Origin of the sequence: Vibrio chagasii (assembly GCF_024347355.1) — a bacterium.
GTDB lineage: Bacteria > Pseudomonadota > Gammaproteobacteria > Enterobacterales > Vibrionaceae > Vibrio > Vibrio chagasii.
Genome location: NZ_AP025466.1, coordinates 848,260 through 862,177 on the forward strand (window position 1 = coordinate 848,260; position 13,918 = coordinate 862,177).

Below are 13,918 nucleotides of genomic sequence, written 5' to 3' on the forward strand. Positions count from 1 at the left end.
CCCCCTCAAACAGAGGGGGAGTATATTATTGGAGAACTACCATTTTAGATTGACAGTGGCACCAATTGTCGCTGGGTCACCAGAGCGGCCGTACCATTTTTCATTTGGTGCATCCCCCATAGGGAAGGCACGTGTCAGGTATTCTTTATCTAATGCATTTTTCGCCCAAAGAGTCAGGTCAATATTATCGCTTGTGTACCCCCCCCTTAAGTTCAGAACGCCATAAGCATCTTGTTTAGTCGTGTTAGCACTATCGAAATAAAAATCACCCGTTACGTTATAGTCAGCGTAAATAAAGTAGTTTTCTAAGAAGTTATAATCCACACCTAGGCTATAAGTATATTTAGGAGAGTTGGCTGGGCGATTACCGCTATAATCATGTTGACCGGCGAAGCCACCATTCATGTCGTAATCCTTGCTAACAAAATCATCAAAGCTTGCATCATTAAATCCACCGTTAACCCAAGTCGTTAAACCAGGCTGAATTAACCATGACAACTCAAATTCAGCGCCCTTACTAACGGTGCCCCCTGCATTTTGGGTAAAGGACTTAGGGTAAGCCTGCTGTTCAACTTGTTGATCTTTCCAATCGATCAAGAATACTGACGAATTAAAGCGAATACGATTATCTAACCATTCACTCTTCATTCCTAATTCATAGTTTATTGTGTATTCAGGATCATACTTTGGTGAAATAGTTGGCGGAGTTAGCATATTAAAACCACCACTTTTATAACCGCGCGCGATGCTCGCAAACATCATAATGTCGGAGGTAGCGTAGAAATTTAAACCAGCTTTAGGCAACCATTCATAAAAACTAGCCGCATCTGAGCCGTTTGAATCTGGATATCCCATATTCTCAAGGTAAAGATAATCAAACTGAACTTTCTGATAATCATAACGTAAACCAGCAATCGCTTCCCATTTGTCAGAGAATCGATAATTAACATTACCAAATACAGCGTAATTACTTACCTTTGATTTTGATTTGGTTTGATTAAACATCTTGCCTTTTTCGGTAAGCATATCAAGGCCAATATCATTTTTGGCAGTTTCATCAAAGAAGTACAGACCACTCACCCAACGAATGGCATCATTTTGATCAGAACTCAATCTCAACTCTTGTGTCACACGAGAAAAGTCTGAATCAATAAAAAGTTTATTACCTTTAATTTGAGTAAAGTCTAAATCTTGGTTATCAACTTTATCCTCTTTGGTATAAGCCGTAATAGACGTAAAATCGAAATTATCTGCAGCATAATTTGCACGAATTGAACCAGTCAAGATATCAGCTTTCGCTAACCCCTCTAAGTTGGAATAGACTTTATGGCTATCTTGATTAATTTGGTCTAGTGTAGCGAATGACATATTGCCATTTTTACGATTTTGGGCATCGACAGTAGCAATTACATCCCATGACTGATCAACGGGTACCCAACGAACTTTTAATCGACCATTAAAGTCTTTTACGTCATTAACGTCGTCTTTACCGTCATAGTCCCTTGTAAAATAGCCGTCATCCGTCGAATATTGAATCGCAGTACGGTATGCCCACTCATCGCTATCTGCAATAGCACCGCCCGAAATAAGATTGCCCTTAATTTGGTTGTAACTTCCGTAGGTTAACCCGGCGCTACCTTCAGTGAAAAAGTCAGGATCCTTTGTATGGATGCTAATAACACCTGATGAAGCATTTCGCCCATATAGGGTACCCTGTGGCCCACGCAATACTTCAATACGTTCAACATCGAGTAATTCTGTGTCAAACGTTTGATACATGACACCATCAATTAAAAACAGTACAGATTGTGAGCCTTCCATGGTGGGGGTAATTCCTCTCATAGAAAGAAAACTCGCATCGGAAGGGTTACCCGCTTTAATCATGGAGACATTTGGGGTTCTTTTTACAATATCAAACGTGTTTTCGATACCAGCTCTTTCAACATCGTAATCCGATAACACTGAAATACTGATCGGGGACTTTTGTGATTCTTCGGCTACCTTTCCAGCCGTCACCACCATTACTTCTAATTTATCAGGGTCAATAGCTTCCCCTAAAACAGTAAAGGAACTTAATGATAAACACACACTAAATGCTAGCTTAGATACTTTTAACGCCATAGGTCCAACCTTTATCCATAAATAAGTAATATCTAATAAAAAACAAATGAATATAGTAATAATAATGTAAACGATTCTCATTTGCGCTGAGTATATTTCCTTGTATCGCGAATAAATGCAAATAACTATCATTTATAAAGAGAGGCTTACTTATTATATTTATACAAAACTCATTTAAATAAGGGGGAGAAATACCATTGGCAGGCACAGTTTTTTAGTAGAAAAGGGATTTAAGGTTATTGATTGACTTCCTAAGCGATCGCTAAAATAAAGAGTAAGGACAATTAATTTACTATTTTAACAATAACACTCAACTTATGATTGTATTTACGAAGGCGTGGGGTTACCTCGTATATATCCTTTAATGATTAGAGTGTTATCGACACCTAAGATGATATAAGCTGACCAAATTCTCGACATATAATAAATCAAAACCATAAAGGATCATCTGTGGAATTTACGCTCGATAAATTTAACGGCATCATCATCAATCCAGCAACAGTCACATATGATGTTGACTCATTCCATGCTGAACTAAACAAGATCACCGAATTTTCAAAGCAAAACAACAAAGGCATCATTTGGATCAGCTTACCAATTGCATTATCACACCTTATCCCTGTAGCGACCGAACTTGGTTTTGTGTTCCACAACTGCCTAGAGGACGAAATTACGCTGATTCACAAGTCCAAGATTGTTGAATTTGTGCCTTTTATTCCCACTCACACCTTGGGTGCTGGCGCATTGATCACTAATGAACACAACCAAGTACTGATTATCAAAGAACATGGTATGACGGGCTATAAATTACCTGGCGGCCACATTGAACTAGGCGAAAGTATTGAAGAGTCTGTGGTTAGAGAGACCATGGAAGAGACTGGCATCAAAGCAGAGTTTGTATCGGTAGTTGGCATGGCAACGCGCCACCCATATCAGTTTGGCAAATCGAACCTCTACTTTGTTTGCCACCTGATAGCTCAAACTCAAGAGATTGCGATTCAAGACACGGATGAAATTGCGGAAGCCAAATGGGTAGATGTAAAAGAGTTCATCAACAACACAGAGAACTACCCGTTCAACCGTCAGATGGTCGCTTCTTTGGTCGGTAAACAAGGTTTGGAACTGACTCAACTCGAAGGCAATTCAGGGCCTACTCATAAGCCAGAAGTCTTCTTTTCTAAAAGCGAATAATAAAAAGTTTGTTCGAGAAGTTTACACCATGAAAAAAGCGCCATTAATAGGCGCTTTCAAAGAGGCAATATCTGAGTTAAGTAAATCAATAAACTCATCATATCCTTGAAAGCCCATATTAGCTTCGCCCAGCCAACGCTAATAAACTGCCTGTACCAATAAATACACTGCCGAAAATACGGTTTTGCACAATCATATGACGGCGATTCTTAACCAATCCGCTCAAACGACTGGCTAACAGTGCATAACCAAACATCACAAGCATATCGACGGTAAGTAAAGTACTACCTAGCACTAGTATCTGCTCTACATGGGGACTGCTTGACACAATAAACTGGGGCAAAAGAGCAACAAGGAAAACAATACTTTTAGGATTGGTAACGTTGACAATCACTGACTGACAAAACATTTTCAAGCCACTTACTTTCTGCTGGTGTTCTTTGTAATCTGTATTATCCACCGTCTCGGTAAACTTCTTGATACCTAAATAAATTAAGTAGAGTGCCCCGACCCACTTTATAGCGTTAAACGCAACCTCTGATTGGGCAAGAACAGCACCAAGCCCAACACCAACTATCGCAATATTGAACATATTCCCAACTTGTAACCCAAGGTTTGAAATCACGCTTCGGCGAAAGCCGTATTTCATTGTTATTGACATCATATTCACGGCCCCTGCACCAGGAGAAACAGCTAAAACAATGCACGCCATCAAAAACGCAAACCACAAATCAAAATTCATTTAAGCTTCCTTTTAAAGTGACATCGACTCTAGACTTAAGCCGCAGTTGTAGTTAGTTTACTCACCACATAAAAGTAGAAAAACTAATTTTTTATATATTCATTCATAAGGAAACCTATGGACAGCCGATTTCTTGAAAGCCTTGTCGCAGTCGTAGAGGAAGGGTCAATAGCCGCTGCAGCTCGTGCCCAAGGCATAACACCAGCAGCTATCAGTCAAAGGATTCAAACGTTAGAAAGCGAGTTTAACTGTAAACTGTTTAGACGAGCAGGAAGTACTGTTCAGGCCACTTATGCCTGTTTGGCGGTTGTCCCCAAAGCAAAATCGATTATCAGGGAGACTCGTGATCTTATCGAAGTTGCGCAAGGGTCGGGATTAGATGGCACGTTAAGAGTGGGAGCTAACTCAACGTCATTAACCGCGTTTATCCCATCGACTCTCAAGTCCATTCGCGAAGTTGCACCGCAGGCTAAATTTCATATCATTCCTGGGAATTCTATCGACTTAAATCGGAGCCTTATCAATGGCGACCTTGATGCCGCGATTATCGTTGCACCTCCCTCAGCTATCCCAAAAACATTACGATGTAGAGAACTGAGAAATGAGCCTCTTGCATTAATTCATAGCAAAACGATTCAAGGGTCTATTGCAAGTATACTGAAAAACAACGCTTATATTAGATATGACCCTACCTGTTGGGGCGGGCAGATGTCGGAACGATTCATGAACGACACAGGGATGACCAAGAATACCATTTTTGACCTGGATTCCCTTGAGGCGATTGCTCAACTGGTGGTGGAAGAGGTTGGAGTATCAATTGTTCCAGTCTGGCCTGGTTTGGAACTCTTTGATGAACACATCACCATCACACCAATAACCAACAAGAAATACAACCGGAAGATGGTACTACTGAGTGCATACCACCCTAGACAGCCCAAACTTCTCGAATTGTTTGTAAAACATTTAGGTGAACTCGACTCGATTACACTGCAAAAAAGTGAGTCAGAGCATTCAGGATCGGGGCAATAAAATGGGAATAAGCGCCGTTGATACGGTGCTTTATACTGAGTCAAATAGTCCCCTGAATCCATTTTAGTGTAATCAGAAAAAGCCTAGCGGATTCGTATCATAGCTGATCAACAAGTTCTTCGTATTCTGGTAGTGATCGAGCATCATCTTGTGTGTCTCACGACCGATGCCTGATTTCTTGTATCCACCAAAGGCCGCGTGTGCTGGGTACGCATGGTAACAGTTCACCCAAATACGCCCCGCTTCAATGTTGCGACCCATGCGGTAAGCAAGGTTGGCATCACGCGTCCATACACCTGCACCCAAACCATATTCAGTATCGTTGGCAATTTCCAACGCTTCAGCTTCATCTTTAAAGGTAGTCACCGCGATAACTGGGCCAAAGATCTCCTCTTGGAAGACGCGCATCTTGTTATTGCCTTCGAGCATGGTTGGTTGAATATAATAACCATTACCCAGATCATCTGGTTGCTGCGCGATTTCACCACCAGTTAACACTTTCGCCCCCTCTTGACGACCAATCTCTAGATAGCTAAGAATCTTATCGAACTGCTCTTGAGAGGCTTGTGCGCCAACCTGAGTGTCAGTGTCTAACGGGTTACCTTGCTTGATGGTTTGAGCGCGCTCGACAACTTTGGTGATGAACTTGTCGTAGACCGATTCGTGGATCAACACACGCGATGGACAGGTACACACCTCACCTTGGTTAAAGAACGCCAGCAGCATGCCTTCTACACACTTATCTAGGTACTCATCTTCATAATCAAAAATGTCTGGGAAGTAGATGTTTGGAGACTTACCGCCAAGCTCAACGGTTGATGGAATCAAGCTTTCAGCTGCACATTTCAAAATATGGTGGCCGACTTCTGTTGAGCCAGTAAACGCCAATTTAGCCAAGCGGTCACTAGTTGCTAACGCTTGACCTGCTTCGCTACCAAAACCATTCACGATGTTGACCACACCTGCAGGCAGAAGGTCAGCGATCTTCTCCATCATCACCAAAATCGATGTTGGTGTTTGCTCGGCTGGCTTCATCACCACACAACAGCCTGCTGCCAGTGCAGGGGCCAATTTCCAAGCCGCCATTAAGATTGGGAAGTTCCAAGGAATGATCTGCCCTACCACGCCAATTGGCTCTGGGAAGTGGTAGCTTGCAGTGTTTGAATCAAGCTCGGCTGCGCTGCCTTCTTGCGCTCGAATACAGCCCGCAAAGTAGCGAAAATGATCGACAATCAACGGAATGTCTGCCGCCAGAGTTTCACGCACTGGTTTGCCGTTTTCCCATGTCTCAGCAACTGCGATCTCTTCTAGGTTTGCTTCAATGCGGTCAGCAATTTTAAGTAGGATATTCGAACGCTCTGTCACACTGGTCGCAGCCCAACTCGCACGAGCTGCATGCGCCGCATCGAGTGCTAAGCTAATGTCCGCCTCGGTTGAGCGCGCGACTTGGCAATACACCTGACCATTCACGGGAGACGTATTATCAAAATACTCGCCGCTGACAGGCTTCACCCACTCACCACCGATAAAGTTATCGTATTGAGCTTTAAAGTTCACCACTGCGTTGTCACTACCCGGCTGTGCGTAAATCATAGTTAGATCCTTCTTAGATGTGTTTTTCGTTATTAAGCGAGAGCTGTCTTATTTTTGTGGCGACTTCTCTTGAGACAAGAACTCATGACAATACGCCTATGTTTATGCTTTCTGTTTAAAACACTGATACTTCGTGCTTTCTTCACAACAAGAACAACGCAAATCACACGCCACAACCTCAAAACTTGTTGTTAATAAATTGTAAAATTATGATTACCAAACATTTACAACCCAAAGTGAGTTGGCATTGAACAGCTGTATGGAAACCAATCCAATGTTCAACTGTTCCAATTTGGTACACTCTCACTGTTACGACATGGAACAGTCATGCACCTTCAACAAGCAAACACCTCAGATTGGCTTTCATCGTCTTGGCACCGCAGCACAGAAGCGGGGCTAAAACAGAGACGTCTTCCCGAAGATATTCGCCTGCCACAGTCGATTCTCAAGCAGCGACGTCATCAGTCATCGAGCTTGATTCAAATCGTCGAGCGCAATGCACTGCCTCTGTTTAACCAGATGTTTGCACGTACCGACAGTCGTTTGATCTTAACCGACATTGAAGGGGTGATTCTCGCTAGTTGGGGACAAGAGCGGTTCAAGGAAAAACTGACTTCGATTGCACTCAGCTCTGGAGCGTGTTGGCAGGAACAACTCAAAGGGACCAACGCCATTGGCACGGCGATCGTGGAAGCTAAACCTGTAACCATCATTGGTGAGCAGCACTTCATCCACCAGCATCGATTTATCAGTTGTTCAGCAAGCCCAGTGTTTGATCATCAAGGGCAAATGGTTGGCGTATTGGACATTACCAGTGAGCAGCAGCAACACGATAGTTCGGTGCAACTGCTCGTTCAAAATATGGCTCAGCTTGTTGGGAATCAATTATTGAGCCATATACCACAAGGCACGACTCGCATTGATCTCGCGTGTGAGAAATCGCTACTTCATAGTGGTTGGCAAGGGATTGTGATAGCCAACGAAGCTGGAGAGGTGGTCGCGCAAAATCAGGTCGCTTCACAACTATTGGATCAAACCTCGATCGTCGGTGAGAGTATCGACACCCTCTTCAACCGAACTTCAATTGATGCACCTTTTGTGTTTAAAAAACAGCACCTAAAACGCCCAACAGCCAAGCGCACACGCTCTCTTTCCGCATCGTGTGATTTACACCATGGTGAACAACAGATAGAACACGCTTGGCAGCAGGCCAATAAGGTTATCGACAAAGGCATTAGCCTATTAATCCTTGGTGAAACCGGTGTCGGAAAGGGCGAGTTTGTTAAGGCTTTACACAAGCAAAGCCAGCGTAAATCGTCGCCCTTAGTCGCGGTGAATTGTGGTGCACTACCGAAAGATCTTATCGAATCTGAATTGTTTGGTTACGCGCCGGGGGCTTTTACAGGCGCAAGCCACAAAGGATTCCAAGGTAAGATCCGCCAAGCAGATAAGGGAATTCTGTTTCTAGATGAGATCGCCGACATGCCATTAGAGGCTCAATGTCGATTGCTGCATGTTCTGCAAGACAAATCCGTGGTGCCTGTCGGTTCCAATCAGAGCTACCAAGTCGATTGCCAGATCATCGCTGCCACTCACAAAAACCTCGAGCAGTTAGTCGCAACCGGTGAGTTTAGGCAAGACCTGTATTACAGACTCAATGGCTTAGCCTTTACCTTGCCAAGCTTGCAACAGCGACAAGATAAGCATGCTTTAATCGAGCATATTCATCGTAAATACGCTGAAGATGAGCGAACAATCTGCCCGCATTTGATGGGGTTGCTATGCGCCTATTCATGGCCGGGTAATATCCGCGAGTTAGACAACCTACTTAAAGTCGCCACTTTACTGGCAAACGACGAACCACAACTCACACTCGAGCATGTGCCCAGCCATCTAGCTCAACACCTCACGTCGTTAGCGCATGATAATCACCACCAATCGACAACCTCTAATGCCATAAAAGGTACAGCGAGTAACGATTTAAGAAGCACCGTTGAAGAAACCTTGTTGCAAACTTATCAAGCCAACCAAGGCAACATCAGTAAGACGTCACGCATACTTGGTATCAGCCGTAATACGATTTATCGAAAACTAAAAAGCTTAGGCATTCTCTAATAATGAAAACAGGAGATCATAACCTGCCCTTTCATTATCGAAAATAAAACTCACTTCCAGTGAGACGTTTTGCCCTCTGATTCGTAATGCTTGAAAACGAAAGAGGGCTCAGATGCAAACAATCAACATAGTGTGGCTAAAGCGTGATTTAAGACTCACCGACCACGCACCTTTACAACACGCTTTATCAGGTCACCCCCCAACGATATTGCTCTACATTTTCGAACCTATGCTGCTAAACAATGCCCACTACTCTGAGCGACATTGGCGGTTTGTTTGGCAGTCGCTGCAATGCATGAATCGGTCGCTGAAAGAGTATGGACATCAGGTTTCAATACTTCATGGCAGTGCGATGGACTGCTTCAAAGCGATTCAATCTCGTTACCGCATCAAAAACGTCTTCTCTCATCAAGAGATAGGATTAAATTGCACTTTTGAGCGTGACAGAGAACTCTCTGCTTGGTTTACAGATCACAACATCCCATGGCAAGAGTTCGCACAAGGCGCTGTCGTAAGAGGGTCGAAAGACAGAATCGGTTGGGACAAGCACTGGAACAATGTCATGCGTGCTCCCATAGAAGAAAATCAGTTAACGACAGAATCACTACATACCCTTGATGCACAGGAGCTTATATTCGCAATCGAGCCTCCACCAGCTTGGTTAACCAAAGTTAAAGGCATACAAACGGGTGGAAGCGCACTGGCATGGGCAACATTAAATGACTTCTTTGAGCGCCGTGGTCGCGATTACTATCGCAGCATCTCAAGCCCAGAAGCTTCACGACATGCCTGTACACGTCTATCCCCATATTTGGCTTGGGGCAATATATCGCTGCGTGAGGTTTATCAACACCTGTTGGGGCACTGGCAAGTCGCAGGGTTTCGTCGCAGCTTGATTGCGCTCTCATCAAGGCTTCACTGGCACTGTCATTTCATGCAGAAGTTTGAATCGGAATGCGCGATGGAATATCGCTGTATCAATCACGCCTACGAAGCACTCTTGCAAAAAGAGACGGTAAAAGATCCGATACATCTTCAGGCATGGAAGATGGGGATGACAGGTGTGCCATTGGTCGATGCCTGTATGCGCTGCCTACATCATACGGGGTACATTAATTTCCGCATGCGCTCAATGCTGGTGAGCTTTCTCACTCACCATATGAACATGGACTGGCGTGATGGTGTCACACACTTAGCGCAGCTGTTCCTCGATTTTGAACCCGGCATTCATTACCCACAGTTTCAAATGCAAGCTGGGGTAACGGGCATCAACACCATCCGAATTTACAACCCAACAAAGCAAGCCCTAGAGCACGATTCCGATGGGGACTTCATCCGAAAATGGGTACCCGAACTTTTAGACATACCCACTCCACTTCTGTTTGAGCCTTGGAAGATGACACCTATGGAAGTCATGATGCACGAGCTTGAACCAGACTCCCCTTACCTTAATCCAGTCGTCGACCTCGAAGTGAGCGCCAAGGAAGCACGAGTGCGTTTATGGTCATGGAGAAAGCTGACGGAAGTGAAACAAGAACGCAGTCGTATTTTGTCACGCCACGTTAGGCCACCGAAGAAACAAAGCAAAACAACACGGGCAAGCTAATACAACGTGTTCCCTCTTTAAATCACTTATAAAAAGAGTGGTAATTCATTGGGTTAAATAAATTTAATTGTGATCGTCGTCATATAATGAGTAATAGACTCGCGGTCACAAACTAGAGAGGCAAAATTGCAGCCTTACTAAAACATTAAACTCACCTAATCATCACTAAAACTAATAAATACATAAAGTTAGCGATTACTAAATGATGATTTTCATATTCATCTAAGCGTTGCGAGCAAAGCCAAAACTGCACATTATGCAATCTTGTTTATATTTTTGATCTCTCTATTCTTTTTGTGTTCATTTTTTTGCATTTTCCGTTCACTTATCTTGTTTAAAATCTCTGCAAACTACCACTATTTAGCTAGAGAGATCATATGTTTAACAGTATACGAACGCGAATTGCGGTGAGTGCGGGCGGGGCGATGGCTTTCACCCTGTTGATCGCAATGGGCATGACCACTAGCGCTTTTACTGATGTGAACAAACAAGTCACAGAGAAAGTAAAACTACAGTTAACCGATGCTACGACAACCGACTTACAAAATACGGCACTTCAGCAAGGGTTAAACATTTCCAACCAACTGAACCCGGTACTAGCCAACTTAACACAAGCACGTTCAATCATTGAGTTGAGTTCAGAAACGGACGCTAGCGCAGACCTTATCGTTAAACAGTTTACTGCCGCGCTAGAAGCACAAAACAAAGCCGTATTTGCCGGCTACATGGTGTGGGAAAACAAGACTTGGCCACAACAAACCGATCTCAATGACGAAAACAGCTTGGACAGCGAATTAGGCTTTAATAGTCAGGGCTACCTTGCCCCTTTCTTCTCTCCCAATGACGAAAACAGCTTTGACGCGGTCGCAATGGAGAGCTACAGCAATACCGAGCTAAACAGCAATGGTGAACGCAAAGACGACTGGCACTTAATGCCTTACCAAACCGGTAAAACATTCGTAATGGAGCCGTACTTCTATCCGGTTCGTGGTAAGCAAGAACTCATCACGACCATCAGCCAGCCGATTAAGCAAAACGGTAAGATCATCGGCTCACTTGGCTTCGATTTGTCACTTCATGAACTGCAAAGCCAGAGTGAAGGTCTTGCTCGTCACCTATTCGACGGACAAGGTAGAATCCTCATCACTTCATGGAAAGGTATCACCCTAGCCAACAGCAGCGCTGGAAACATGGTGGGTAAGAAAGTCTCGCCAGAGCTAGAAAAAGAATGGTCGCGAGTTCAGTCTATCGCTAAACAGTCTGGGGCTGGGTTGATTACATTTGGCGGAGAGGAATACGCCATAACTGCAATCGAAACTAGCGACGCACCGTGGGTAGTCATGGTGTCGGTTCCCAGTAGTCACCTTGCAAAAAGTGTCGACGAATACACCCAGTGGAGTGATGAACAGAATTCGAAAGCGCTTGAAAAAGGTGTGTGGGCGGGGATCGTCGCCGTTCTTCTAGGCATCATCTCAATGGCATTGATTGCCAACTCTCTGGGCAAAGTTCTCAATAACTTGGTCGAGCGATTCAAAGATGCCGCACAGGGCGAAGGCGATTTAACCTACCGCATCGAAGTAAAAGGAAAAGATGAGACCGCGCAACTGGCTCACTGGTTCAATACCTTCCTATCTCGCATACAAGAGATGCTGCTTACTGTAATGGCGACAGCAGACCAAGTCGATAAGAATGCGACTGAGGGTCAAGCGCGTGCAGAGGTATCCCGTGACCAGTTGAACGCTCAAGTAAACGAAGTGAACTCACTCGCCACTGCAATCAATGAGATGAGTGCCACTGCACAAGAAGTAGCGAACTCAGCCGTTCAAGCCGCTGCGGCCGCTAGCCAGGTACAAAGTAATAGCCTTAACGGCATGACACGCATGGACAATGCCGCCAGCGCAGTTGATAGCTTAGCCATTCAAGTGAATGATGCGCAGCAACAAACGCAAAATTTGGTCGATTCGAGCACCGCTATTCAAGGTATTTTGAGCGAAATTGGGGGGATTGCAGAACAAACGAACCTACTGGCTCTGAACGCTGCCATTGAGGCTGCTCGCGCGGGTTCAGCAGGGCGAGGCTTTGCGGTGGTGGCCGATGAAGTGCGTAATCTAGCAAACCGTACTCAAGGTTCGACCGAAGAGATTCGCTCAATGCTAGCGCGCCTAGAGCAAGAGACCCAATCTATCGTGGTATTGATGGAACAAAGTCAAAAGCAAGCGAATGATACCAAGGGCGAAACTCAAGCAGCACATTTAGCGCTGTCTGAGATTAACCAAGCCATTGAAGTCATCAACGACATGAACAATCAAATCGCTTCTGCAGCTGAAGAGCAAAGTTCAGTATCTGAAGAGATTAACCGTAATGTCGTCATCATTAACGACACCGCTGTGGAAGTGATGGACACCATGACATCCTCGGTAGAAATCAGTAATGAGCTGACAGTAAAAGCCGGAGATTTACACGGAGAGTTGAGCAAATTTAAGCTCTCGTAATTCACCCTCTCTTCCATAAAAACAAGGCCGAGAAACGCAATGTTCTCGGCCTTTCTATTTATTGTTCACTCTCGAAATCAATGCCTCTCACCGAGCAAGATCTAATTAGAATCCAATTCAACCAGCTGATTGAGTACCTCTTTGTCCAATACTGGATGATACTTACTCGCGAGCAACAGTACGATGTCTACCGCAGGTAACGGCGGCATATCATCGAGAATCTTCAAATCAGGCGTGACACTGAGCTTGCCCATCGCACCAATTGCCAATCCAGCTTTGACGATTGCACGCTGCGCTGAAGCCGTATTACTGCACGCTAAAAGCTGATATTGCGTATCTTGTTTGGTTAAACCATTCACTGCCGCAGCATGGTATTTACAATCCGTCTGGAACAATGCGAGTGGGACAGTTTTAGAATCATCAAACACAAAATCAGAGCTGCTTATCCAAACGCCCGCATCATTGGTTAGCCAATATCCCTCTTCACTATCGGGAGCGCGGGTCACAATCGCAGCATCAAGCCTACCATCATCAAGCCACTCTCTAAGCGTAATACTCGGCAAGCTAAATACTTGAATGGAGCACGTGGGTTCTGCGTTCTGCAACAGCTTAATCACTTTCGGCAAGATGCTGTCGTTATAGTCTTCAGGGCAACCTAATCGCAGTGGCTGTTTGTCTTCATAACGCTTTACTTGTTTCAATGCCGTATTGTGGAGTGCGACGAGCTGCTCCGCATGAGAACGCAATGCCAAGCCCGCCTCAGTCAATACTAGGTTGCGTCCTTCCTTTTGAAACAGAGTAACGTTAAGTTCTTCCTCTAACTTACGCATCTGAGCGCTAAAGGCCGACTGGGTGCGATTAATCTGCTTTGCAGCACGTGTAAAACTGCTGGTCTCCACAAACGCAAGAAAGCCTCTCAACGCATCAATATCCATATTGAAATCACCACCCATCGTTTTTATTAATGTATTGCATCAAAATTATCCGTTAGTGCGCCGCAATAGAATCCCTTAAGCTCAAATGCATACC

9 protein-coding genes are annotated in these 13,918 nt (G+C 44.5%); 5 read left to right on the forward strand and 4 right to left on the reverse strand.

Going from position 1 to position 13,918, the window contains the following annotated elements:
• Positions 1–36: 36 nt before the first annotated feature.
• Entirely contained in the window at positions 37–2,121 is a 2,085-nt protein-coding gene (locus OCV52_RS19750) for a TonB-dependent receptor (RefSeq protein WP_170222420.1), read from the reverse strand.
• Between the two features lie 450 nt (positions 2,122–2,571).
• Between OCV52_RS19750 and OCV52_RS19755 the strand changes: the two genes are divergently transcribed.
• Positions 2,572–3,312 (forward strand): NUDIX hydrolase, encoded by a 741-nt coding sequence (locus tag OCV52_RS19755; protein WP_137406855.1) that lies wholly within the window; start codon positions 2,572–2,574, stop codon positions 3,310–3,312.
• Positions 3,313–3,430: 118 nt separating this feature from the next.
• Here the strand turns inward: OCV52_RS19755 and rhtB are convergent, their stop codons facing one another.
• A complete protein-coding gene (rhtB, locus tag OCV52_RS19760) occupies positions 3,431–4,054 on the reverse strand; it encodes a homoserine/homoserine lactone efflux protein (RefSeq protein ID WP_137406854.1) in 624 nt (207 codons plus the stop codon).
• A 117-nt stretch (positions 4,055–4,171) separates the two neighbouring features.
• On the opposite strand from rhtB, the gene OCV52_RS19765 reads away from it, so the two are divergent.
• Entirely contained in the window at positions 4,172–5,083 is a 912-nt protein-coding gene (locus OCV52_RS19765; protein ID WP_137406853.1) for a LysR family transcriptional regulator, read from the forward strand.
• 72 nt (positions 5,084–5,155) lie between these two features.
• Here the strand turns inward: OCV52_RS19765 and exaC are convergent, their stop codons facing one another.
• On the reverse strand, positions 5,156–6,676 hold the full coding sequence (exaC, locus tag OCV52_RS19770; RefSeq protein WP_137406852.1) for an acetaldehyde dehydrogenase ExaC: 1,521 nt from the start codon (positions 6,674–6,676) through the stop codon (positions 5,156–5,158).
• 327 nt (positions 6,677–7,003) lie between these two features.
• On the opposite strand from exaC, the gene OCV52_RS19775 reads away from it, so the two are divergent.
• From OCV52_RS19775 to OCV52_RS19785, 3 genes are all read left to right on the forward strand, one after another.
• A complete protein-coding gene (locus OCV52_RS19775) occupies positions 7,004–8,791 on the forward strand; it encodes a sigma-54-dependent Fis family transcriptional regulator (RefSeq protein WP_137406851.1) in 1,788 nt (595 codons plus the stop codon).
• A 112-nt stretch (positions 8,792–8,903) separates the two neighbouring features.
• On the forward strand, positions 8,904–10,397 hold the full coding sequence (locus tag OCV52_RS19780) for a cryptochrome/deoxyribodipyrimidine photo-lyase family protein (protein ID WP_137406850.1): 1,494 nt from the start codon (positions 8,904–8,906) through the stop codon (positions 10,395–10,397).
• A 377-nt stretch (positions 10,398–10,774) separates the two neighbouring features.
• Positions 10,775–12,889, forward strand: coding sequence for a methyl-accepting chemotaxis protein (locus tag OCV52_RS19785; protein ID WP_137406849.1), 2,115 nt, complete (start codon positions 10,775–10,777; stop codon positions 12,887–12,889).
• Positions 12,890–12,990: 101 nt separating this feature from the next.
• Here the strand turns inward: OCV52_RS19785 and OCV52_RS19790 are convergent, their stop codons facing one another.
• Complete coding sequence (locus tag OCV52_RS19790; RefSeq protein ID WP_137406848.1) at positions 12,991–13,842, reverse strand: LysR family transcriptional regulator; 852 nt, start codon at positions 13,840–13,842, stop codon at positions 12,991–12,993.
• Positions 13,843–13,918 lie beyond the last annotated feature (76 nt).

Excerpts from the sequence above, each read along its gene's own strand:
- OCV52_RS19765 (WP_137406853.1), top strand. The coding sequence starts at position 4,172 with ATGGACAGCCGATTTCTTGAAAGCCTTGTCGCAGTCGTAGAGGAAGGG.
- OCV52_RS19790 (WP_137406848.1), bottom strand. The coding sequence starts at position 13,842 with ATGGGTGGTGATTTCAATATGGATATTGATGCGTTGAGAGGCTTTCTT.
- OCV52_RS19780 (WP_137406850.1), top strand. The coding sequence starts at position 8,904 with ATGCAAACAATCAACATAGTGTGGCTAAAGCGTGATTTAAGACTCACC.
- rhtB (WP_137406854.1), bottom strand. The coding sequence starts at position 4,054 with ATGAATTTTGATTTGTGGTTTGCGTTTTTGATGGCGTGCATTGTTTTA.
- OCV52_RS19775 (WP_137406851.1), top strand. The coding sequence starts at position 7,004 with ATGCACCTTCAACAAGCAAACACCTCAGATTGGCTTTCATCGTCTTGG.
- exaC (WP_137406852.1), bottom strand. The coding sequence starts at position 6,676 with ATGATTTACGCACAGCCGGGTAGTGACAACGCAGTGGTGAACTTTAAA.
- OCV52_RS19785 (WP_137406849.1), top strand. The coding sequence starts at position 10,775 with ATGTTTAACAGTATACGAACGCGAATTGCGGTGAGTGCGGGCGGGGCG.
- OCV52_RS19750 (WP_170222420.1), bottom strand. The coding sequence starts at position 2,121 with ATGGCGTTAAAAGTATCTAAGCTAGCATTTAGTGTGTGTTTATCATTA.